Genomic DNA, 23,251 nt, shown 5'->3' on the forward strand with positions numbered 1-23,251 from the left:
AACCCCCTACCCCACCCATCCCAAATTCCAGAAATCCCCCCGCGTTCGGGCCCGATGGTTGATTTTCCACAACGCTCGCATGAGGGGATGAGTCGGATTGCAGCACCTCGGAACACATGCCTAGTATAGTCCCCAGAATCGATTCCATCCCTTTCTTAGCGCAAATTGGTCGGGTAGGGTTCCAAGACCCGCCCTGGAGGACCTGGAAATGAGCCAGCGGAGCGGGGCCTTGGGCGGTCGTCGCCTGAATCGACGGGCCTGGATCATCCTCGGAGCCGGCCTGCTCATCACCGTCGCCTCCATCGTCGTCCTCAAATCCTCTCGAGGCCGACAGAACAATGCCCTCTTCTTGCGCGAGGCCGAACAACGCCTCGAGCAGAAGCAGCCGAACCTCGCGCTCCAGTTCTTGAACCGATACTTGGCGCTCGTCCCGGACGACATCGACGCGCTCGACCTGAAGTCCAAGATCCTCGCCGAAGAGGTCCGGACGGCCGAACAGGCGCTCGACGCCCTGAAGCTCCACAACCAGGTCCTCGGCCGCGACCCGGACGGACCGAAGCGTCAGGAGACGCGTCGACGCCTGCTCAAGCTCGAGCTCGACGTCGGCGAGAAGGCCACCACGACCGTGGCGCTCGCTCGCGACCTGATCAAGCGAGGTGCGAAGGACGCCGAAGCGCATCGGCTCCTCGCGCAGGCGCTCGAGCGCGCCGGCGAGGGGGGCGACCCCAAGGCCTACGAAGAGGCGGGCCGCGAATACGACGCCGCCGAGGCGATCGAGCCCGGCGACGTCCGGGGCAATGAGCGGCTCGCCCTGCTCTACCGCGACAAGCTCAAGGAGCCCGAGAAGGCGCTCCAGGTGCTCGATCGGCTCGTGGCGACCAATCAGAAATCCCCCCAGAAATTGGCGGCCTCGCACCTCGCACGGGCCCGATACTTCGCGATCGCCGGGCAGCTCGAGCCGTCTTCCGCCGAGATCGACAAGGCCGTCGTCGCCGACCCACGCGACCGCGAAGTCGTCCTCGCCGCGGCCGAGTCCGCCAATCAGAAGGGCGACACCGCCGCGGCCAGGAAGTTCCTCGAGGCCATCCCCGCCGACCAGCGGGGGGACCTCATCATCAAGCTCATCGAGGGGATGATCGAACTCAACGAGCAACGCCCCGACGCCGCGGTCGAGAGCTGGCGGGCCGGACTGGTGAAGGCCGGTGGCAACAACGCCGAGCTCACCTGGAGGCTCGCCCAGGTCCTCCTCGACATGGGGCGGACCCGAGAGGCCGAGCCCCTCATCGCCCAGTATCGTCGGCTCGTCGGCGGCGAAGAGCCCGACGTCTACTATCGCTATCTGACCGGCTTCTCGGCCCTGAAGGACGACCACCCCTCCGAGGCGATCCAGACGCTCGAGGCGCTCCGTTTCAAGGTGCCCAAAGGGCTCGAGCCGCACCTCTACGACGTGCTGGGCAAGTGCTATCAGCGTGTCGGAGATACGTCGAGGGCCTTGGCCGCGTACCGCCTGGCCACGAAGGCAAATTCCCGGTGGGTCTCCCCCTGGGTCGAGATCGCCAACCTCCAGGGGCCGGAGAACCTCGACGACGCGGTCCGGGTCCTCGAGGAAGGGATCGCCGCGAACCCCGAGGAGGCGAAGCTCCTCGTCAACCTCGCCCTGATCCTCTGGCGGCAGCAGGCCCAGCTCGAGGCGGGCAAACGGTCCTGGACGAAGCTGGAAGACGTCCTCGCTAAGGCCCGCAAGGTGGCCCCCAACTCGGTCGAGCTCGCCCTGGTGGAGGCCGACTACCTGGCCGGCATCAACAAGTCGGCCGATTCCCTCCAGGTGCTCGAGAAGGCCTCGAAGATCAATCCGAAGTCGACCTCGCTCGTGCTCGCCAGGGCCAACCTTTTGCAACGCCTCGGCCGGACCCCCGAAGCGACCGCCCTCCTCGACCGTGCGATCAGGGCCGATCCCCAATCCAGCCTCATCATCCCGAGGGCCGCGGGCATGATCGCCCAGGGGCACGTGAAGGAGGCACGCACCTCGCTCCTCGACGCCCTCGCCCAAGTCCCCCGCGATCAACAACCGCTGATCTGGAAAGCGCTCGGCGAGTTCTACCAGGGGCAGTCGAATTACGCGGCGGCGCGCTCCGCCTATGGCGAGTGGGCCCGCCTCCGGCCCGACAGCCCCGAACCTCGTTCGGCGCTGCTGGCCCTTTCCATGGCCGCCGGCGACGACAAGCTCATCCGTGCCGACGTCGAGGCGATGAAGGGGATCGGCGGTACACAGGCCCCCTTCTGGCGCATGGCCCGCGTCGAGGAGCTCCTCCGCGACCGGCCGGCCGAGGCCGACAAGACCAAGGAGTCCGCTCGCTTCGACGAAGCCGCACGGCTGGTCCGCGAGCTCCAGAACCTCCAGCCCCACTCTCCCACCCCTTATCTCCTGGAAGGCCGGCTCGAAGAGAAACGGAAGCGGGTCGACAAGGCGATCACCGCCTATGAAAAGGCGCTCGCCCAGCGCGGCGGCCGCGCGGCCCTCGTCCCGCTGATGGGCTTGCTGGTCCGGGAAGGGCGTGACGACGAGCTCGCCAGACTCCGCCAGGATCAGGTGACGATCCCCGCCGAGGTCGAGCGCCTCGCCACGGTCAAGGCCATCGAGGTCGGCGATAAGGACCGCGCCGAGCAGCTCGCCGCGATGATGGTCAAGGGCAACCCCCGGGGGCTCGATGCCAGAGTCTGGCAGGCCGAGGTCCTCAACCAGCTCGGCAAGCCCAAGGAAGCCGAGGCCGCGCTCCGGCTCCTGGTCCGACAACGCCCCGGCGAGGCCGCCCCGCTCGTCCGACTCCTGATGTTCCAGGTCGGACGCAACCAGATCAAAGACGCCTCCGAGACCGTCGAGCAGATTCGCACTCAGGTCAAGTCGGATCGACCCGAGCTCATGTGGGCGCAGTGTTACCGAGTCGCGGGCAACAAGGCTCGGGCCGATGTCTGCTTCCGTGACGCCCTCAAGCGCTGGCCCGACGACATCGCCGTCCTCTCCTCCGCAATCACCTACTTTGAGCAGACCGGCCAGCGTGCCGAGGCCGAGGCGACGCTCCGCCACGTCCGGAAGCTCGACCCCGCGCTCGGCTGGGCCACGCGGGCCCTCGCCCTGAGCCTGTCCAGCCACGAGAACGACCGGGCCGCCTGGGACGAGGCCATCGCCCTGATCGGCCCCGCGACCAGCTCGGACGACACCCCCGACGACCGCCTGACTCGTGCGGGCATCTACGGCAAGAGCCCCGACCCGAAGGATCGGGAGAAGGCGGTCGAGATCCTCGAAGGACTCGCCGCCGACGCCCCGAACTCGGCGACGGTCCAGGAGCAGCTCGCCAGGCTCCTCCGCACCACGGGCCAGCTCGAGAAGGCCTTGCCGCACGCGGCCAAGGCCGCCGGCAACAACGCAACGCCCGACGCCGTCCTGGTCTACGCCGGATTGTTGCTCGACACCAAATCGAACGACGAGGCCGAGAAGCAGGTCCGGCGACTCGAGACGGTGAATCCCAGTAACCCCGCCGTCGCCGAGCTGCGCGCCAAGCTCCTCATCGCCCAGGGCAAGGAGAAAGAGGCCGGGGCCGTGCTCGAGAAGTCGTACGCCGAGATCTCCAAGACGCCGGACGCCCTCGCCGTCGGGGAGAAGATGATCGGCCTCCTCCTTCGCCTGAAGCAGCCCGAGGCCGCCGAACGGGTCGCCGCCAAGGTGGGGGCCCTCAGCCCCAAGGGGTTGTGCATCCAGGCGATGTTCCTCGGCGGCCGAGGTCGACACGACGAGGCGGCCGCGAAGATCGAGGCCGCATCCAAGGCGGGCGATGACCTCGACGCCGGCAACGCCGCCCTCACGCTCGCCTATCAAACCAAGAACGACCCGAGGTGGCTCGGGATCGCCGACCGCTTGCTGGCCAGGGCCGCCAAGAGCATGCCGGAATCCTCCGACGTGCTCCAGCAACAGGCCCGTGTCCGGTACCTCCAGGGTCGCTACGACGACCAGATCTCGATCTACCACGCCATCATCGACCAGAAGCCGGCCGACGTCACGTTCCTCAACGAGATGGCGTGGACCCTCTCGGAGAACCTCGACCGGCCCAAGGAGGGCCTCGAGCGTGCCGACGAGATGGTCGGAAAGGTCGGGCGGCAGCCCAACCTGCTCGACACACGTGGGGTCATCCTCATCCGGCTCGGGAAGCTCGACGAGGCGATCGCCGACCTCGAGATCGCCGCCAAGGCGATCCCGACGGGGCCGTATCTCTACCACCTCGCGAGAGCGTATCGTTTGAAGGGGAGGGAAGACGACTTCCGGAAGGTCCGGGCGCGGGCCAAGGACGCGGGTCTACGTCCCGAGCAACTTCAACCCTCGGAGCTCGCCGATTGGGAACAGGTCATGGAGAAATGACGAGATCGGGCCCCGCGACCGACATCGCGTTCGAGGACGCCGACGACCCGCTCTGGGTCGTCGGCGGCATGACGTTTCGGGTCCGAGGATTCGGCCCTGAACCGGATCGAGTCGTCTCGATCCGCCGTCCATTCGGGCTCATCGGCCTCGCGAACGACTCGGACATCCGCATCAACGACCCGAACGTCAACGCTCGGCACACCTACCTCCACCTCGATCGCCGGGGGGTCTTCGCCGTCGACCTTGCGACCCGCGCAGGGACCGCGGTCGGCGGGCGGGGCACGCCCTCCGGGTGGCTCGCCCCCGGCGACACCCTCCAGGTCGCCGGGCGAACCATCGAGCTCGTCCGCGCCGAGATCGCTGGGAAATCCATCACGCCCCCCCCTTGCGACGACGACCTGCTGGGCGACGCTGAGTCGGGTCACTTCGTCTCGGTGGCTCTGGAGCCAATTGCGACGCCCGGCAGCGAACCCTGGGAACTTGGCTCGCCCCTCGTCTTCGTCGGCTGGTCCGGCTCCTGCGGGATCCAGGTCAAGGACGAGGCGGCCTCGAAGATCCATTGCGCCTTCGTCAGGACGGCCGACGCGGCCTACCTCGTCGACTTCTGCGGTCGACGGACCCGCCTTGACGGTCGCCAGGTCCCGGGTGCCTCGATTCTCGCGGATGGCCAGACGCTGGCGATCGGCTCGACCAAGTTCACCGTACGGGTCGTCCCCCCGAAGACTCGCAAGGCCAAGGATACCGGCCATGACGACGCTCCCAACCTCGTGGCCCGCGTCATCCATCCCGAAACCGACGTCGAAGTTGAGGTCGATGTCGATGTCGATGTCAGCTCCGAGGTCGATGACCGAGTGCCGGTGGAGACGTCCAGCGATCTGGCGAACGTCCCCGCCGAGCCTAGGCATGAGATGATCGCCTGGATGATCGACACGGTCCGCGAGGCCCAGATCTCGGCGCAACGTCAGCGTGAGGAGATGCGTGACCTCTTCGGCGAGGTCGTCCGCCAGATCCAGCAGGGCAACGCCGCCATTCTCGAGGCCCATCTCGAGCGAATCGAAAAGATCGACCACGAGCTGGCCTCCCTACGCGCCGAGTTCTCCCGGCATTTCCCGACCCGGTTGCCGGCCCCTCCCCCCTCCCCCGCCTCGCTGCCGGCACCTCCCGAGGTCGCACCACTGCGGATCCCTCGGAACATCCCCCAGAACGTCGATCCCAACGCCGCCGCAACCTGGCTGCTCGATCGGGTCGGCCGCCTCGAAGAAGAGAATCACTCCGCCTGGAGAGACCTGATCAACCGCATCGGGGCACTCCCGAAAAACGATCGGTAACCCCGAGGTCGCGTCTCCCCTCCCACCATGCGCCAACAATCACTCCCACCCCCTCCCGACCAAGGGGCGGAAGGCATTCTCTAATGGAAATTGGGTGAAATAGTCAGGCAAACGAGCCTGGGTGAACCCCAAATGCGTCCCCATACCGATTAACCGGACATAGTTCCTCTCGCCTAACACCGTCCTCCACCCACGGCCGCGAAAACTACCGATTAACCGGACATACTCCGGCCGTGATACTCCCGCAACCTATCCAGTGAACATGAGTATACAGAGATTCCCTGGACATAGTCAAGCGAGGGGTTCGTAGGCCTCGATCACCCGACATTCGAGGGTCCGTGCGGGCCTTTGGGAATGGTCGAGTCGGTCGACCTTGAGTCTGGATTGGTTACCGTGAACGGACGGACATACCGATTCACCGGACATAGGTAGATCGAGGCCAAATCGGTGAGCGTTTGGCTAGCGATTTTCCGCCCGTAGTGCCTTTTTGTCCATACCGATGCACCGGACATGGTTTGGGGGCGTTTTACCGATTGCCCGGACATACTCCTACCGATGCACCGGACATACTTCGGGCCTGCACTCAGGATTAACCGGACATACCACTACCGATTAACGGGACATATTTAGCCCTCGTAACTTCTGATTTTCAAACCACTTGCGGCGCAGAGAATTTGTATTAGACTCTTGTTTAGACTAGAAAGACAACAACAGCGACTCGGACGTTTTGTTGGTGTTATTCTTGTTTCGACCGGAAGAAAGAGTCCAACCTCGATCGTCACCCTCGCACCGGGGACCACTATGGACGAATGGGACGAGCCGATGGAGGAGTCCGGAGGCTTGACGCTGACGGAAGAGAACGGACTTGCGGTCGACGGCGGCTGGAAAGACGAGCTCAACCTTGCCGAGTTCCCGATCGCGGCGCTGACCGACCGGATCCCGGACGGCCAGACGACCCTGGTCTTCGAGGACAAGATGGAGCGGCGCGACAGCGCGCCCATCGTCCGCCGGCTGACGATCATGGGGACCCCGAAGCACGGACTGCCGACCTCGATGGACGACGAGGTCCTGGTTGGCCTGATTCAGCTCACCAAGCGTCGGAGCAACTTCACCGACCAGAAGGTCCAGTTCTCGCGCTACGAACTGATCGAACTGCTCGGCTGGCCGAGGAGCGGGCAGAGTTATCGCCGGATCGAAGAGGCGTTGCACCGCTGGGTCGGCGTGGTCTTGATGTACGAGAACGCCTGGTGGGACAACGCGGCGAAGAGCTGGGTCGACGAGAACTTCCACGTCCTCGACAACGTCACGCTCTACGATCGCGAGCGGCGAGAGCTGGCCGCCCGATCGAGCAAGGCCCCGAAGCCGGGCAAGACCCCCCTGCCCCTCTCGAGCTTCCGCTGGAACGAGGTGATCTTCCAGAGCTTCCAGAGCGGGAACCTCAAGCAGCTCGACCTCGAGTTCTACCTGCGGCTCCGCCTGCCGACGACCAAACGGATGTTCCGGTTCCTCGACAAGCGGTTCTACCGCCGAAGCCGCCTCGAATTCGACTTGAAAATTCTCGCTTGTGAACATATCGGGATGAGTCGTTCATATGCCCCGACCGAGCTGAAGCGACGGCTCAAGCCGGCGCTAGAGGAGCTCGAGCAGCTCGGGTTCCTCGAGCCGCTCTCGCCCGAGGAGCGTTATTCCTATGTCAAACGAGGGTGCTGGCGCATCATCCTGATCCGAGGGCGCGGCCCGCAAGCCGAGTCAGCCCCCGCGACGGCACAGGCGACGTCCCAGGAGACCTCGGACCTGGTCGAAGCCCTCAAGACGCGTGGCGTGACGGTCAAGGTGGCGACCGAGCTGGTTGAGGCCCATGCGCACGCCCGGATTCGCACCAAGCTCGACGTCTTCGACTGGCTCTTGAAGAACGAGGACAAGCGAATCGGCAAGAACCCGGCGGGATATCTCGTGGCCTCGATTCGGGCCGACTACCAGGCCCCCGGCGACTTCGCCCAGGCCGACGCGGTGGCTAAGGCCGCCGAGGGGAACCGCGAGGCCGAAGCGGCCAAGGTCCTCGACAAGAAGCGGGCCAAGGAAGAGTCAGCCCGCGCCGAAGCCCGCGAGGAGGCGCTGAGAAAGGCCTGGGAGCAGTTGCCCGAGGCGGAACGCGACGCGATCCGCGCCTCGGTCCGGGCCGCCAATCCCGGCCTGACCCGCTGGAAAACCATGCTCGAGCCCCTCTGCCTCTCGGCGCTCGAGGAGCAGCTCGCGTCGGGGAGCAAGGCCGCCGCCCAAAAGACCCTCTTTCCCGATTCGTGAGCGCCCCGTACTCCTGAGACAAGCCCGAATCGCCGGCGAGTGGATCCTCCTCGCAAAGGATCGAGGAACATTCACTCGCCGGCGATTCGGGCTTGTGTTGGGTGCGTGCCCCAAGCCGTGCTCCGACCGATCAGGCCGCCTGGCCCTTCCCCTTCTTGCGGAGGGCGGCCAGGGCGGCGCGGACGGCCTCGACCAATTCGTCCTGGCCGACCTCGTCGACGAGCGACGTGACGGTGACCTTGACCCGGCCGCCGACCTCGTGGACCCAGGGCTTGGGCGCCCCTGCCCTGCTCGACCTCGGGGCTTTGGTCACGAGAGATCGCATGTCGTCGCGACGCAGCTGCCCCTGGGCGGCCTTCGAAGCCGCTTCGGCCTGGGTCGTCGGGTCCTCGATCTTCGAGATCTCGTAGGCAGTCTGGGGTGCGATGTCGCCGGCGTCGACCGAGGTCTGGATCGCGTCGGGGAGCTCGAGGAGGGCCAGGGCCCGGGTGATCGTGGGCGGGCTGACCTGGAGCCGCTCGGCGAGTTGGCGCTGCGAGATCTCGAGTCGCGACAGGAGGGCGCGGAAGGCCCTGGCCTGCTCGATCGGCCGGAGGTCTTCGCGAAGGCAATTCTCGATAAGTTGATCTTCGAGGATGTCTTCCGGGGCCGCGTTCCCGGACGCAACGACGCAGGCGATGGACGTCATCCCGGCGAGCTTGGCCGCCCGAAATCGTCGCTCGCCGACGACCACGATGTAGCGGTCCAACGAGTCGTCCCAACGCACCCGGATCGGCTGGAGCTGGCCGCGCTGGGTCAGGCTCGCCGCGAGGCGTTGGAGGGCGTCGGGCTCGAACTCGACGCGGGGCTGGTTCGGGTCGGCGACGATCCGGTCGAGCCGGATCTCGCATGCCGCCTTGAGCCGTGAGCGTCCTTCGAAGAGCCGGGCGTCCGGGTCCGAGCCGACCCCTTCAACGTCGGCAGGGGCCGCGGTCCGGGTCATCGACGCGAGGCGGTTATTCCTCGCTTCCTCCGTCAGATTCGCCCGGCTCATCAGGCCACCCTCCTCGAATCGTCGGTGTCGGATCCATCCTGAGGTTCATCCTCAGGACCGTCCTCGGAGACCGCCCCTGCCCCGCTCCTCGGCTTCGACGGGACCCGAGCGTCCAGCCTTGCCAGGAGCTCATCGGCGAGGGCTTCGATCGCCTTCGCGGCGGCCGAGCGAGGTTTGTAGTCGACCACGGGCTTCCGGAGCATGACCGCTTCCTTGAAGTCCTTGGCGAGGGGGACGCTCGTCTCGAAGACGTCGTCGCCGTAGATCGCCCGGAGGTCGCCCGCGTAGTTGGTGTGGACCGCGAGTGACTTGTTGAACATCGTGAGCAAGAAACCCAGGACGGTCAGTCGGGGGTTGGCCCCGGCGCGGACGTGGTCGATCGAGTCCTGGATCGCGGCGACGCCTTGCGCCCCGTAGTCCTCGGCCTGGAGCGGGACCACGATCCCCTGGGCCGCGACCATCGCCGACCAGGCACAGAGGTAGATATGGGGAGGGCAGTCGAGGAGCGCGAGGTCATAGTCGCCGGCGACTTCGCCGAGGGCGTCGCGGAGGATGTACTGCGACTCGCCCGTCGTCCAGGGCTCGAGGGCGTTGAACCGATCCATACGGCCCGAACCCGCCACGAGCGACACGCCGGGGATCGTGGCCGGCCGGATCAGGTCGGCCATCTCGACGTCGCACGACTCGTCGAAGAGCCCCGCGATCGTCTCTCGGGGCTTGAGCACTCGAGCCACTTCCGGGCCGAGCAACCCCTGGGTCAGCGACGCCTGAGGGTCGGCGTCCACCAGGAGGATCCGCAGGTTTCGTCGGGCGAGTGTGCCCGCCAGGTGGTGGCAGGTCGACGTCTTGCCGACCCCCCCCTTCTTATTCAAGAACGCGATCGTTCGCACGGCCATGCCCCCGTTGAGTTGGGCGTTACTCGGCGTTACTGCGCTCCCTCTATCGGCGCGTTACGCCGCGTAACATGAGTCAGCAAACCCCGGCCAACAACCCCGGGGGAGGCCCTCGTCTCGCGACACGTGCGACCGCGAAACTCACCCGTTACGCGGCGTAACACACCGAGCCTGAACCCTACCCCTGCCCCCTGTTGCGCGGCGTAACATCCAGGATTCGGACCACACCCGTGCCCCCTGTTACGCGGCGTAACACCGGATCGAGACCCCACCCGTGCTCCCTGTTACGCGGCGTAACACCGGATCGAGACCCCACCCCGATCTCGTGTTACGCGGCGTAATTCACCCGACTTGGACCTCGCCTCCATCCCGTGTTACGCCGCGTAATGCCATCACTGGTGGACGGCGAACACGGCCTCGCCAGGAGGCTCCCTCCTCTCGTCCGCAGCTCCGCCATACGTTAATCCCCAAGAACATCGGATCGCCGCGACCCTTGACCCTGCATAATCGATTATATAGGATTCGCTCGTGGCCTGGACGATGACTCCTTGCTCGACCGCGAGACGATCCTCAACGACGACGTCGTGTTCCCACAGGAGGCCTCTTGGACCTGGATCGAGACTGTCTGAGCGACCAGATCCGAAAGGCCCTCGCCGAGCGGATCATCAGCGGTGCGTTGCAACCCGGCGAGCGACTCGTTGAGCTCAAGATCGCCCGCGAGTTCGGCGCCAGCCAGACCCCCGTGCGCGAGGCGTTACGTGAGCTGGAGTCACTCCGCCTAATCGAGTCCGAGCCCTATCGAGGGACCCGAGTCCGCGAGGTCGGCGTGGCCGAGATGGGCGAGGCTTATGCGGTCCGAGGCGTGCTCGAGCGGATGGCGGCGGAGATCGCGGCCCATGTCTTCAAGGGCAATGTCGCCGGGCTTCGGCGATCGCTCTCCGGTCTCCGAAAAGCCGCCCGATCCGGAGACCGCGAAGGATACGCCCGGCACGACCTGGATCTCCACCGTGCGATCGTCACCGCGGCCGGAAACCGGACGTTGCTCCACGCCTGGGAATCACTCGCGTTCGAGACGAGGACCCGCCTGGTCCTTGCTCAAGGGACGCACGACCTGGTGACGCTCGCCGACTGGCATGTCGCCGTCGTCGACGCGCTCGAGGTCGGAGATGGCGAGGCCGCGGGTCGACTGCTCAAGGAACACGCGGACTCCTTCGCGACGCAGCCTTGAAAGTCATGCCTGCCGACTTTTAGGAAGGGACTTGGGAATGATGACAACTCGACGACGATTCCTCGAGAGCGGGCTGGTCGCCGGCGCCGCCCTTGGTGCGACGACCGGACTGGCCGAGGCCCGGGACTCGGGAACTGGAGGGCCCGCAACCGCGTTCTGGCCCGACGGGGCACGCCTGGCCGTCTCGGTGTCGATGCAATTCGAAGCCGGGGGCCAGCCTGATGAAGGGGCCGACAGCCCGTTCTCCGGCAATCCACTTCCGAAGGGATACCCCGACCTCCCGGCCTCGACGTGGTTCCAGTACGGCTACAAGGAGGGGATCCCTCGACTGCTCGACCTTTGGGACAAGCACAAGGTGAAGGTGACGTCGCACATGGTCGGTGCGGCTGTCCGCAAGAACCCGGCGCTCGCCAAGGAGATCGTCCAACGAGGCCATGAGGCCGCGGCGCACGGCATGACCTGGCAGCCGCAATACGCCCTCCCTCGAGACCAGGAGAAGGCATTCATCGCCGAAGGCGTGGCGGCGGTGAAGGAGGCCACGGGACAGACGCCCATCGGATACAACTGCAACTGGCTCCGCCGAGGCGTCAACACACTCTCGATCCTCCAGGAGCTCGGCTTCCTCTACCACATCGACGACGTGAGCCGCGATGAGCCGTTTCTCGTCCCGGTCGACGGCCGCGATTTCGTCGTCGTGCCGTATACACTCCGCTGCAATGACATCCTCCTGGTCGAAGGCCGGCACTTCTCGACGGCCGACTTCGCCCAGCAGCTCAAGGACGAGTTCGACCAGCTCTACGAGGAGGCCGGCAGCCGGCGTCGGCTGATGTCGATCAGCACCCACGACCGGATCGGCGGCACGCCGCAGATCGTCCGTGTGCTCGGCGAGTTCCTGACCTACGCCTCGAAGCACAAGGGAGTCTGGTTCGCCCGCAAAGACGAGATCGCACGATGGGCACGATCGAGCCCGATGACGATCCGCGAGTCGTGACTGGGTAAGCCGGCGTCCCGACCTGGTCCTGGCGGGTCAACCCGCCGAAGTGGTCGAGGCAGTGGCCCCTCACTCGACACACGCCGGGAGATGGATCGTGAACGTCGCCCCGAGCCCTGGGGTGCTCTCCGCCGTGATTCGGCCGCCGAAGACCGCGGCAATCCGAGCCGCGACAGAGAGGCCCAGGCCGACCCCCTGATGCCCTCGGGTCCGGGCCGCCTCCGTGCGAAAGAAGGGGTCGAAAAGACGAGGGAGGTCGGTGCGATCGATCCCCGGTCCATGGTCCGTCACCGACAGTTGAACCTCGCCGTCCTGGTGCCTAAGCCGGACATGGATCGGGGTCGATACCGGGCTGTACTTCGCGGCGTTGTCGAGCAGGTTCCCGAATAACTCGCCGAGCAACGGCGAATGGGCGAAGACTCGATAGCCCTCACGATTGAGAGTCTCCGGCTCGAAGTCGACGTCGGCTCGGCGAGAGTCGGGCCAGGAGTCGAGATGCTCGCGGGCCCAGGCGTCGAGGGCGATTTCTTCCAGGGCAGGGCGGCGCGATTCGGCGTCGGCCCGGGAGAGGAATAGCAGCCCTTCGACGATCTGGCGGACGTGCCTCGTCTTCGACTGCACCAAGGCGAGGACTCGTCGATACTCGTCCGGGGATCGTTCCTGCCGAAGGGCGAGGTCGACGTGCCCCTGGAGCGCGGTGAGTGGGGTGCGGAGTTGGTGCGAGGCATCGCCCGTGAACCGTTGCTGCCGCTCCAACGATTCGCCGAGACGATTGAGCAGCCCGTTGAAGGAGCGGCCGAGTTCGCCGAGCTCGTCGTCGCTCAAGGGGACCGGCAAGCGCCGGCCTGGCTCGTCGCCTCCGATCGAATGGGCGGCCTCCGCCATCTCGGAGAGTGGCCGGAGTGCCATCCGACAGAGCCGTCGGCCGGTGACGAGCGCGAGCGTCCAGATGGCCAGCGAGAGTCCGCCCAACGCCAGGGCCAGGTTGCGGAGCGTGGCCCTGACCCCTTCGAGCGATGTCGCGGCACCCAGGACGAGTGCCTCGTAACGGCCGGGACGAGGGCTGGTGACGGGGAGTCCGGCTTTGGCATCGGGGGTCGGCCGTGCGAGGCGACGACTCATCGCACGCCACGGTGTGCCCGACTCGTCCACGACCGACGCCACATCCCGCGCCGGGGCAACTCGCGTCCCGAGCTTGGCAAGGAGCTCGTCGATGACGCCCGTCGCGGACCCATCCACGCGAGTGCCGTTCTCGTTGCCGACGCGCCAGGCGAATTGTCCCTGGATCGCTTCCCGGCCGAAGGAGAGGCTCCGTTCCTCGGGCTCCCACTCGACCCCCAACGGCCCGACTTCGGCCGCGGCGACCAGGGTATGGACGGCCCCCTCGAGCCGTTCGTCGACCTGGCGATGGAGGTGCTTGTCGGCGAGCACATAGAGTGCGGTCGAGAATCCCACGAGGACCAAGGCCATCGCGGTCACGTAGGAAATGACCAGCCGGGTCCCGAGTCGCATGGGCATCAGTCGAGTCTCTCGACGGGATCCGTGCCGAAGAGGTAGCCTCGGCCCCGGAGGGTGTGAATGAGCCGAGGGCCTCGCGACTCCAGCGTCTTGCGCAACTGCATGACGTGGAATTCGAGCGTGTTCGAGATCCCGTCGTACCGCTCGTCCCAGACGTGCTCATAGATGCGTGTGCGCGAGAGGACCTCATTCGGGTGGCGGATGAAGAAGACGAGCAGGGCCTGTTCCTTCGCCGTGAGCTCGAGCCGGTGGCCGGCGCGTTCGACCCGATGCGAGACCAGATCGACGCGGACGTCGGAGTAACTCAGGACGTTGGACACCGCGCTGATCTGCCGCCGCGACAGTGCGCGGACCCGGGCCAGCAGTTCCTCGAAATCGAAAGGTTTGCACAGATAATCATCCGCGCCGCCGTCGAGTCCGCGGACCCGGTCCGAGACGGCGTCTCGGGCGGTCAGGAAGAGGACCGGGGTGATATTCCCCATTCTCCGGAATCGGCGAAGCAAGGTCAGGCCGTCGGCGCCCGGCAGCCACCAGTCGAGCACGATGACGTCCCAGGACCCGTGCTCCAGGGCATGCTCCCCCTCGACGCCGTCCGCGGCACGCTCGGTCGTGAACCCTTCTTCGCGCAGACCGCGCACGATGAAGTCGGCGATCTCCGCGTCATCCTCAATCACCAGGACCCGGATCCCCATCGCGGACACCCCCTCGTCATCGCACCCCGGCCGCTGAACTTGCGCCGAGTTTCACTTGGCTGGCCCATTCGAAGGGTAGCGATCTCGGGTCGTCGATCCCAGTCCCGAGAGCAGGGCAGGGGCCGTCCCGTCACTTCTGCAAGAACTTGAAACCCGGCCTTTCGTGAAGACCGGGTTGGCTCACGAACCGAGATCGGTGCTGTCACCTGCGTCGGCCGTGTGGTATCGCCCGTGCGTCATCCGGGTCGCACCGGATGTTCCAACCGGTGCGACCCCTGATACGCCGCTTCCATCATCGAATTCGCCCCTTGAACCAACGCGGTTCGACTCGGCGATGCTCAATCCTTGTCGGCCTTGCCCTTCTCGTCCTTCTCGTCCTTCTCGTCTTCGTCGTCCTCCTCGTCCTCCTCGTCCTCGACGATCTTCCCCTTGGGCGTCAGCTTCACTTCAACGTTGGGCTTGCCGGCGATCGAGAGGTCGACTTCGTAGAACGTCTCAGGGCCTTCGCCCTCCTCACCTTCCTCGAACTCGGCGATCTCCTCGGCAGATTTGACCTGGGCCTTGGGATATTTCGCCTGGATCGCGGCGAGGACGGCGGGGGGTAGGGAGTCCTTGGCGATGGTCTTCTCGATCTCGAGGATCTTGCCCTTGGCGGAGACGGCGACGTCGATTTTGACCCCGTTGTCTTCGAGGCCGACCTCGTACACGGTCTTGCCGTCTTCCTTCTCTTTGGAAGCTTCGGTCAGTTTCGCCTTGGGAAACTTGGCATGGACGGCGTCGGTCACGGCTTTGGGCAGGTCCTTGACGGCGATCGTCTCCTCATCGTCAGCGCGGGCGACGACTCCGGCAGCGACGAGCAATCCCAGCGACAGGATGGCAACCTTCATGACGATCCTCCTTCGACAATGAAATCTCGCCCGGCGGCATCCGCGATGGCCGGGGTTCTCCGAGGGCGTTGGGCATCGTATCCGGACGACCATGAGGGGAGCGTGAGACCGCGATAAGAACGATCTTAGCCGGCCCTCACGAGGAACTCAGGGTTGGCTCGTATGCTTCGACGGTCGGGAGCCAACGTAGGGCTCTCGCTCGACGAATACCGATGCCAGCTCGAGGGACGGGACGATGACCACGGTCCAGGACACGATGTCCCATGTGTCGCATTTCCTCCACCGCCACCTTCTCAAACTCATCATCCTGAGCTACGGTCTCGCCGCCGTTTTCCCCGGCCCAGGGCTTTGGCTCAAGGAGTGCGCGATCCTCGACCTGGTCGGCCTCGCGGGATTCTCCTCGGTCACCGCGCCGAAGCTCCTCCTCTGGGTCTTGCTCTTTAACGCCGGGCTCCGCGTCCGAGGCGGGCGGCTGGAACAACTCGTGCGACGGCCGGGGATGATGCTCGCCGGCCTGGCGGCCAATTTGGTGGTCCCGCTGGCATTCCTCGCCTTGATGGTGCCGGCTCTTCGGATCTGGCACAACCCCGACGAGGCTGCGCTCGTGCTCGTGGGCCTAGCCCTCGTCACGTCGATGCCGATCGCCGGATCCTCGACCGGTTGGGCCCAGGCCGCCGATGGAGATATGGCCCTGAGCCTCGGGCTGGTCCTGGGCTCCACCTTCCTGAGCCCGCTCACGACCCCCGCATCGCTCCACGCCCTGGGGCTCCTGGCCCCCGGGCATTACGGTGAACGACTCCACCAACTCGCCGGCGGCGACACGGGGTCATTCCTCCTCGCCTGGGTCCTGATCCCCTCGGCACTTGGCATCGCCGCGCGTTCGGCCTTGGGAGAAGCCCGATCCCAGGCGGTGGAGTCCCGGCTCAAGGTCGTCGCGCCGATCGTGCTGCTGGTGCTCTGCTACGCGAACGCTTCGTCGTGCTTGCCCCAGGCCCTGGGGAATCCCGACTGGGACTTCCTCGGCATTGTCATGGTCTTCGTCTCGGGCCTCTGCCTGCTGACGTTCGCCGCGGGTCACGCCGTCGGCCGAATTGTCGGCGCCGATCGCGGCCAGCGCGTCGCCCTGATGTTCGGACTAGGTATGAACAACAATGGAACCGGGCTCGTTCTCGCCTCGATGGCGATGGGCTCCCAGCCGCTGGTGATGCTCCCGATCATCGTCTACAACCTGGTGCAACACCTGATCGCCGGCGGTGTCGACGCCCTGCTCCGGAAGTCATCACCAAATATTTAAGCGGCGACAAGCCTGCGATGGTTTATCGCCAGGCGAATTCCGGGGGAACCGGGCACCCGTTGACCGCGGGACGGACGATGGACCAGAATTCGCGGATGCGTTCCCGGACCTGGCTCGTCTCCCGTGCCACGATCTTGAACACGAGCCCGGCGCCGTTGGGGAGGCGTCCGACGCCCGAGGCCCACCCCTCGTCGCGGTTCCAGGCCGACACGGCCTGGGAGGCGACCACGTCGGCGACGGGGGGAGGGGTCAAGAGGAGGACGTTGCCGAAGACGTCGAAGTCATCCATGACGCCGGGCCGGGAGACGGGAGAGTGATGCGGCTCGACGCGGAACTTCTCGACGAAGAGGGACGTACCATCGGGACGCTCGGCGGCGACCGTCGAGGAGAAGAGATCGTACTGGAACCGCTCGCCGTCACCGTAGTATTTCCGGCCGCCGGCGAGGGTCTCGGCGTAGAGGAGGGTCGCGGAGGGGGCGATCCGGATGCGGGTGCGGCTCAGGAACCGGGACCGGGCGAACGGGATCGCGGCCTCGGGAAGATACTCGAGATAAGCGCCCTCTTCGAGGGTGATCTCCTGGGACTGGCTCGCGTGGTTGACGTCCATTTCGTGGATTTTGGTCGCCGCCTGGGTCGTGACGTGGCCGGACGCGTCAGGGCCGGCGGCGATGTCGATCGTATAGCGGTCGCCCTGGATGATCCCGCCGGAGTTCGTGATGATGAACACGACCGGGAGGTCGGGCATCCCCTCGTCGCAATAAAGAGCCTTCTGGACGAGCAGGGGGGCCCGACGCTCCATCGTGGCGAGGATCGAGCGGTCGCCCCGACGCTCGAACCGGAGGCGCAATCGGGCGTCCTTGCCGAACGCCCCGCTGGGGTGCTGGGGAGTCTCGTCGAGGTACGGGGCCAGCTCGATGGGAACGCGGGTGTCGCTCACCGGGGGGCCACCTCGAAAGCGAGGTCGAAGAGGACGTTCTCGCGAATCAAGTCGATCAGGCGGTCGATCCCCTCGCCGGTCTTGCAGTTGGTGAATACGAACGGCTTATCCTTGCGCATCATCCGGGAGTCGCGATCCATGACCTCGAGGCTCGCTCCCACATACGGGGCGAGGTCGGTCTTGTTGATGACGAGGATGTCGGACTGCGTGATGCCAGGCCCGTTTTTGCGGGGGATCTTGTCGCCGGCGGCGACGTCGATAACGTAGACGAAGAAGTCGACCAGGGCCGGGCTGAAGGTGAGCGTGAGGTTGTCGCCGCCGCTCTCGATCAGGACGACGTCGGTGTCGGGGAACCGCGCCTCCATGTCCTCGACGGCGGCGAGGTTCATGCTCGGGTCTTCCCGGATCGCCGTGTGCGGGCAGGCGCCGGTCTCGACGCCGATGATCCGCTCTTCGACCAGCACGCCTTTGAGCGCACGACGGACGTGGTTGGCGTCCTCCGTGGTGACGACGTCGTTGGTGATGATGAGGATGCGCGTGCCCAGGCCGAGGAGCTTGGGCGTGATCGCCTCGATGATCGCCGTCTTCCCCGACCCGACCGGGCCGCCGACGCCGATCCGGGTGATCTTCTTGGCCATGACGTGCCTTTCAATTCATGAACATCCGGACGTGGGCCCGGACGTGGAGCGAGGCCAGGACGTCGAAGACCGGGGCGAACGCCGCCATGTCGTCGAGCGATCGGCCCGTGATACGTCCGTAGTCCGCTTCGGCGGCCGCGTTGACCTCATAGAGGACCGCCTGGGCGTCCAGGTAATGCAGTTTCATCAGCCGCAAGGCGGCGTTGAGCATCATCGCGGCCACGCCGTACTGGTGAACGGCGAAGGCGTCGCGCTCCGATAGCCCGAGGGCCGAGAAGACCAGGGCCTGGCCCACGGGGAAACACCCCGGAGTCGTCCCGGCGGCGATCCTCCTGAGCCAATCGGCCAGGGTCGAGGACGAAGGCCCGATGACGCGGACGGCCGTCTCGGCGAGCTTCTTCCCCATCCGCACCGACATCGTCCGCATCTCCTCGTTCAGCTTTCGGTCGAATACGGCGTGATCGGCGCGAGCGACCCCTAGGATGTCCCCCGCCTCCGAGGCCCGGAAGGCCGAGAGGACCGCAACACCGTCGGACGTGGCCGCCTGCTCGACGGCGGACCTCACGAACTCGCGGAGGGTGGTCAGGTCGCTCACGACCCCGAGCTGCACGGCCGACTCGAGCCCGTTGGAGAACGAGAACGCCCCCACCGGCAGGAGCGAGTCGCCGAACTGGAGGACGCGCATGAGCTCCGCAATCGTCGCCAAGGGGCTTACTCCGTCGTCTCGCTTGCGCCGTTCGCGGCCAATGCACGGGCGTGGGAATGGGTCGACGCCTCGGCCCCGCCGAAGAGCCGGCGGGACTCGTGCGGGGCGAGGTAGGGGATCACCTCGGAGCCGGGGACGAACTCGACCGTGACCCCCTCGAACGCATGCGTCCTCATCACCGAGGCCATGACCTTGATGTCGACGGTCAATGGGACGTAAACCGTCATTCCTTTCATCACGGCCGGCCAGTGCTGGTTGCCCAACGCATGGCCCAGCTCGACGCAGGCGCGGGCGAGGTCCTCGGGAGACTTCGCAAGCAACTCGTCCAGGTGGAGGCGCATCACGTCGTTGAGGCTGACCCTGGCAACGACCGCCGTTCGCGTGGCCTCGTCCCAGACGAGGATATCGCCATCGCGGAGGTGGGTGTTCCGGTCCAGGGCCGCGGCGATCTCGACCCCTCCCTCGGACTTCAGACGAAAGCGGTTCTTCTGCGCCTGCCATTGGTCGAGAGGCAGCGGGTCGACGGTCGCCCCCTCGAGTCGGCCGGCCCACGTCGGGTCATCGGCGTTGCCCAGGGGCTTCTCCACCAGGATCATCACGCTCGTCTCCGCAATCGTTGAGTCTTTTCCGCGAATCCCATCCCCGAAGGGTGGGCACCGCCCACCAGCCTTTCGCAATGCCGGTGGGCGATGCCCACCCGACGAATTGCTGACGAATTGGGGTGTCGCCATCAGCAGAAGAAATAGAGCTGGTTGAGCGAGATCGACTTGGGGGGCGTGACCGTCGCGTGAACGCCGTCGACCTTCACGGCGAAGGTCTGGGAGTCGACGTCGATCTTGGGAAGATAATCGTTGCGGACCATGTGATGCTTGGTGAGCCCCCGGGTCTTGGAGACCGGCTGGACGATGCGCTGGAGGCCGTATTTCGACTTCACGTCGAGATCGTAGGCGGTCTGGGAGACGAAGGTGATGCTCGTCTTCGCCAGGGCCGAGCCGTATGCGCCGAACATGGGGCGGTACATCATCGGCTGGGGTGTCGGGAGCGAGGCGTTGGGATCTCCCATGTTGGCCCAGACGATGAAGCCCCCCTTGAGGACCAGCTTCGGCTTCGCGCCGAAGAAGGCCGGCTCCCAGAGGACGAGGTCCGCCATCTTGCCCGGCTCGATCGAGCCGAGCGTATCGCTGATGCCGGCCGCGATGCACGGATTGATGGTCACCTTGGCGAGGTAGCGGAGGACTCGGAAGTTGTCATTGCCGTGGGCGTCCTCGGGCAGGGGGCCGCGAGCCTTCTTCATCGAATCGGCCGTCTGGATCGTGCGGAGGAAGTTCTCGCCGATGCGGCCCATCGCCTGCGAGTCGCTGCCGAGCATCGAGATGGCGCCCATGTCGTGCAGGACGTTCTCGGCCACGATCGTCTCGGCCCGGACGCGACTCTCGGCGAAGGCGACGTCGGAGGGGATTTTCGGGTTCAGGTTGTGGCAGACCATGATCATGTCGAACAGCTCGGCCACCGAGTTGACGCCCACCGGGAGCGTCGGGTTGGTCGAGCTCGGGAGCACATTCGGCTGGCCCACGACTTTGAGGAGGTCGGGTGCGTGACCGCCGCCGGCCCCTTCGGAGTGGTACGTGTGGATGGTGCGCCCGTCGAACGCGGCGATCGTGTCCTCGACGAAGCCCGACTCGTTCAGGGTGTCGGTGTGGACCGAGACGCTGACGTCGTATTCGTCGGCGACGCTCAGGCAGGAGCGGATCGCGGCCGGCGTGGTCCCGTAGTCTTCGTGGATCTTGAAGCTCGAGGCACCGGCGCGGATCTGCTCGATCAAGGGGCCGGGGGAGCTCACGTTTCCTTTCCCGTGGAATCCGAAGTTGCCCGGCAGTCCCTCGACCGCCCGGAGCATCATCTCGAGGTTCCAGGGGCCGTTCGTGCTGGTGACGCCGTTACTCCCGTCGGTCGGCCCGATGCCTCCGCCCCAGAACGTGGTGGTGCCGTTCGAGAGGCCGGACCAGATCTGCTGCGGGCAGATGTAATGGACGTGAGTGTCGAAGCCGGCGGCGGTCAGGATCAGGTGCTCGCCCGAGATCGCGTCGGTCGAGGCCCCGGTGCTCAGGCCGGGGGTCACGCCGTCCATCGTGCTGGGGTTGCCCGCCTTGCCGATGCCCACGATCTTCCCGTTGCGAATCCCGACGTCGGCCTTGACCACCCCCTGGATCGGGTCGAGGACCGTAACGTTCGTGATCACCAGGTCGAGGCAGCCCGACTCCTGGGTGAGCATGTTGTCCGAGCCCATCCCTTCGCGGAGCGTCTTGCCGCCGCCGCAGACGAGCTCGTCGCCGTAGACGCGGAGGTCCTTCTCGATCTCGATGAAGAGGCTGGTGTCGCCAAGGCGGATCTTGTCGCCGACGGTCGCGCCGAACAGGTCCGCATATTGCTTCCGCGAAATCCTCGACATGCGTCGGTCCCCTTCGGTCAATAGTCGGTCGACTTGAAACCGTTCTCTTTCGCCCGCCTCATCGCCGCGTCGAAATTCGGATGGTAGTCCGGGGTGGGACCTTCGCCCGTCCAACCGTCCACGAGGTTATTGAACCCGTAGCAAAACTGCTTGCCCCCCATCGGGACGAGCGTGATCTCCTTCTCGTCCCCGGGCTCGAAGCGGATGGCGGTGGTCGCGGGGATGTCGAGTCGTTTGCCGAAGGCCGCCCTGCGGTCGAACTCCAGGTATCGATTGACCTCGAAGAAATGAAAGTGCGAGCCGACCTGGATCGGTCGATCGCCGGTGTTTCGGACCTTCAGCGTGGTCCTGGGTCGGCCGGCGTTGAGCTCGATCTCGCCGTTGGCGACGACGACCCCGCCCACCGGGACCTTCCTGGTCCTCGGGGAAACGTGCGGCGAGGCGTCCGGGTGCCCCTTCCAGTCGCCGACGCCGTGGATCTCGCCCTCATGCTCGGATTCGGACATGATCGCCTCCGGGTACGTGCTCGGGGTTCACTTGATCGGATCGTGGACGGTGACGAGGCGGCTGCCGTCGGTGAAGATCGCCTCGAGTTGGACGAAGGGGATCAGCTCGACCACTCCCTCCATCACGTCCTCCCGGGTCAGGACGGTCGCCGCGTCCTTCATCACCTCCTCGACGGTCTTTCCCTCGCGCGCCCCTTCCAATGCGGCTGCGCAGATCACGGCCATCGACTCGGGATGGTTGAGCTTCAGCCCCTTGGCCTTCCGCCTCAACGCGATGTCGGACATCTGGTGGATGATCAGTTTTTCCAGCTCGCGAGGGGTCAGGTGCATACGAGCGAACCTCCTTGGGAATTGTCGGGAGGGTCAACGTCCGTCGCGGAAGAGTCGTTCCTCCGCGAGGACGACCGCAAGCAGGAGCCACGAGGCGGCCACGAATGGCGCCGTGAGCGCGGGGACGCCCCACGACTTCGGGAAGTATTCGGTGAGGACGGTCGCGACGAGCGCGGCGGCGATCGGCGCGATGACGGAGCGCTTCCGCAGAGAGAGCGCCATGGAGGCGAGCGCCCCGTTATACCCGTAGAGGCCGAGGGCGATCGCCTTCGTTTCATCCCCGTGATAGTGCGCAGCCGCCGTCCCGACGACCGAGCCGAGCAGGGCCATCCCGGCGTGCCGCCGATCGCTGAGCGCGATGCCGACGAGGAACAAGACGCCCGTGGGCACCCCGGCCCCGAGCATGACCTCGGCAAGACCGCGAAGCACGTCGAACGGGAAACCGAACGCAGAGAGCTCGGGGGGAGCCGACGCGACCTCGATCGACCCGCTCGCCGCGCGGGCGATCGTCAGGACGGCCCAGGTGACCACGACGAACGGGCCCGTATAAGTCGGGAAGCTCAAGAACCGCCGACAGGCAAAAGTCACGACGCTCGACGCGGCACAACCGAGGGCGAGGAGGACCCAAGTCGGAACGCTCGGGCGGAGGAAGACCAGGGTCGCCAGGCCCACGAGAGTCGCATTGAAGCCGTAGAGACCTTGTCCGATCTCGTCTCGGCCGAACGCGCCAAGTCGAGCCGTCAGCGGGCCGATGATCGCTCCGAGAATGGCCCCGAGCAACATCCAGGGCGATGCGAGCGCAATACCCGCCAGGAAGCAGGCGCCGGTCCCGGCGTGCCCTTGAAACATGATCTGCCCGACACCCCGCAAAACGACCAGGACGGCGCCTCGAGTGGCGCTGTGTGCATCGGCCATGCGCGAACCACTCCGGACGACGGGTCCCGCCCCATCGGAACCCTGCGGGTTGCCCCCTGAATGGCTAGACTATCCAGGGCAAGCCGCCATAAATCAACCCCTCCTCGCGAATCGTTATCTTTATTCAAACCCATTTATTCCAGACAGTTCCGCGCCCGACCGAAATATAGGATTAAGGTCGGACGACCGTG

19 protein-coding genes are annotated in these 23,251 nt (G+C 65.9%); 6 read left to right on the top strand and 13 right to left on the bottom strand.

What is annotated here, in order from left to right:
• Positions 1 to 208 precede the first annotated feature (208 nt).
• From ACYOEI_RS36810 to ACYOEI_RS36820, 3 genes are all read left to right on the top strand, one after another.
• A complete protein-coding gene (locus ACYOEI_RS36810) occupies positions 209 to 4,411 on the top strand; it encodes a tetratricopeptide repeat protein (RefSeq protein WP_462855383.1) in 4,203 nt (1,400 codons plus the stop codon).
• Positions 4,408 to 5,739: an FHA domain-containing protein gene (locus ACYOEI_RS36815; RefSeq protein ID WP_462855384.1), complete on the top strand. Its 1,332-nt coding sequence runs from the start codon at positions 4,408 to 4,410 to the stop codon at positions 5,737 to 5,739. The genes ACYOEI_RS36810 and ACYOEI_RS36815 overlap by 4 nt, the downstream gene beginning before the upstream one ends.
• 840 nt (positions 5,740 to 6,579) lie before the next feature.
• A complete protein-coding gene (locus ACYOEI_RS36820; RefSeq protein WP_462855385.1) occupies positions 6,580 to 8,043 on the top strand; it encodes a replication initiator protein A in 1,464 nt (487 codons plus the stop codon).
• A 130-nt stretch (positions 8,044 to 8,173) separates the two neighbouring features.
• On the opposite strand, the gene ACYOEI_RS36825 is transcribed toward ACYOEI_RS36820, so the two are convergent.
• Together ACYOEI_RS36825 and ACYOEI_RS36830 are read right to left on the bottom strand one after the other, a co-directional pair.
• The gene (locus ACYOEI_RS36825; protein WP_462855386.1) at positions 8,174 to 9,076 is read right to left on the bottom strand and encodes a ParB/RepB/Spo0J family partition protein; all 903 of its coding nucleotides are present in this window, start codon (positions 9,074 to 9,076) and stop codon (positions 8,174 to 8,176) included.
• Positions 9,076 to 9,966 carry a ParA family protein gene (locus ACYOEI_RS36830; protein WP_462855388.1) on the bottom strand — a complete coding sequence of 297 codons (891 nt, stop codon included), beginning with the start codon at positions 9,964 to 9,966 and terminating at the stop codon, positions 9,076 to 9,078. Before ACYOEI_RS36830 ends, ACYOEI_RS36825 begins: the two co-directional genes overlap by 1 nt.
• 607 nt (positions 9,967 to 10,573) lie before the next feature.
• On the opposite strand from ACYOEI_RS36830, the gene ACYOEI_RS36835 reads away from it, so the two are divergent.
• Entirely contained in the window at positions 10,574 to 11,197 is a 624-nt protein-coding gene (locus tag ACYOEI_RS36835) for a GntR family transcriptional regulator (protein ID WP_462855389.1), read from the top strand.
• 40 nt (positions 11,198 to 11,237) lie between these two features.
• Complete coding sequence (locus tag ACYOEI_RS36840) at positions 11,238 to 12,188, top strand: polysaccharide deacetylase family protein (protein WP_462855444.1); 951 nt, start codon at positions 11,238 to 11,240, stop codon at positions 12,186 to 12,188.
• Between the two features lie 69 nt (positions 12,189 to 12,257).
• On the opposite strand, the gene ACYOEI_RS36845 is transcribed toward ACYOEI_RS36840, so the two are convergent.
• The 3 genes from ACYOEI_RS36845 to ACYOEI_RS36855 all read right to left on the bottom strand — a co-directional run bounded on the left by ACYOEI_RS36845 (position 12,258) and on the right by ACYOEI_RS36855 (position 15,285).
• Complete coding sequence (locus ACYOEI_RS36845) at positions 12,258 to 13,706, bottom strand: sensor histidine kinase (protein WP_462855390.1); 1,449 nt, start codon at positions 13,704 to 13,706, stop codon at positions 12,258 to 12,260.
• Positions 13,706 to 14,398 (bottom strand): response regulator transcription factor, encoded by a 693-nt coding sequence (locus ACYOEI_RS36850; protein WP_462855391.1) that lies wholly within the window; start codon positions 14,396 to 14,398, stop codon positions 13,706 to 13,708. Before ACYOEI_RS36850 ends, ACYOEI_RS36845 begins: the two co-directional genes overlap by 1 nt.
• Positions 14,399 to 14,736: 338 nt before the next feature.
• Positions 14,737 to 15,285 (bottom strand): PepSY domain-containing protein, encoded by a 549-nt coding sequence (locus ACYOEI_RS36855; protein WP_462855392.1) that lies wholly within the window; start codon positions 15,283 to 15,285, stop codon positions 14,737 to 14,739.
• A gap of 235 nt (positions 15,286 to 15,520) precedes the next feature.
• Here ACYOEI_RS36855 and ACYOEI_RS36860 point away from each other — a divergent pair, with 235 nt between their 5' ends.
• Positions 15,521 to 16,579 carry a bile acid:sodium symporter family protein gene (locus ACYOEI_RS36860; RefSeq protein ID WP_462855393.1) on the top strand — a complete coding sequence of 353 codons (1,059 nt, stop codon included), beginning with the start codon at positions 15,521 to 15,523 and terminating at the stop codon, positions 16,577 to 16,579.
• 22 nt (positions 16,580 to 16,601) lie between these two features.
• On the opposite strand, the gene ACYOEI_RS36865 is transcribed toward ACYOEI_RS36860, so the two are convergent.
• The 8 genes from ACYOEI_RS36865 to ACYOEI_RS36900 form a co-directional block, all read right to left on the bottom strand.
• On the bottom strand, positions 16,602 to 17,516 hold the full coding sequence (locus ACYOEI_RS36865) for an urease accessory protein UreD (protein WP_462855395.1): 915 nt from the start codon (positions 17,514 to 17,516) through the stop codon (positions 16,602 to 16,604).
• Positions 17,513 to 18,154 carry an urease accessory protein UreG gene (gene ureG / locus ACYOEI_RS36870; RefSeq protein WP_462855396.1) on the bottom strand — a complete coding sequence of 214 codons (642 nt, stop codon included), beginning with the start codon at positions 18,152 to 18,154 and terminating at the stop codon, positions 17,513 to 17,515. The genes ACYOEI_RS36865 and ureG overlap by 4 nt, the downstream gene beginning before the upstream one ends.
• A 10-nt stretch (positions 18,155 to 18,164) precedes the next feature.
• On the bottom strand, positions 18,165 to 18,860 hold the full coding sequence (locus ACYOEI_RS36875; RefSeq protein ID WP_462855397.1) for an urease accessory protein UreF: 696 nt from the start codon (positions 18,858 to 18,860) through the stop codon (positions 18,165 to 18,167).
• A 5-nt stretch (positions 18,861 to 18,865) separates the two neighbouring features.
• Positions 18,866 to 19,456: an urease accessory protein UreE gene (locus ACYOEI_RS36880; protein ID WP_462855398.1), complete on the bottom strand. Its 591-nt coding sequence runs from the start codon at positions 19,454 to 19,456 to the stop codon at positions 18,866 to 18,868.
• 134 nt (positions 19,457 to 19,590) lie between these two features.
• Complete coding sequence (locus ACYOEI_RS36885) at positions 19,591 to 21,309, bottom strand: urease subunit alpha (RefSeq protein WP_462855399.1); 1,719 nt, start codon at positions 21,307 to 21,309, stop codon at positions 19,591 to 19,593.
• Between the two features lie 17 nt (positions 21,310 to 21,326).
• A complete protein-coding gene (locus ACYOEI_RS36890) occupies positions 21,327 to 21,815 on the bottom strand; it encodes an urease subunit beta (protein WP_462855401.1) in 489 nt (162 codons plus the stop codon).
• A gap of 27 nt (positions 21,816 to 21,842) precedes the next feature.
• The gene (locus ACYOEI_RS36895) at positions 21,843 to 22,145 is read right to left on the bottom strand and encodes an urease subunit gamma (protein ID WP_462855402.1); all 303 of its coding nucleotides are present in this window, start codon (positions 22,143 to 22,145) and stop codon (positions 21,843 to 21,845) included.
• A 33-nt stretch (positions 22,146 to 22,178) separates the two neighbouring features.
• Positions 22,179 to 23,060, bottom strand: coding sequence for an urea transporter (locus ACYOEI_RS36900; protein WP_462855404.1), 882 nt, complete (start codon positions 23,058 to 23,060; stop codon positions 22,179 to 22,181).
• Between the last annotated feature and the right edge of the window lie 191 nt (positions 23,061 to 23,251).

It is taken from the genome of Singulisphaera rosea (assembly GCF_054877945.1).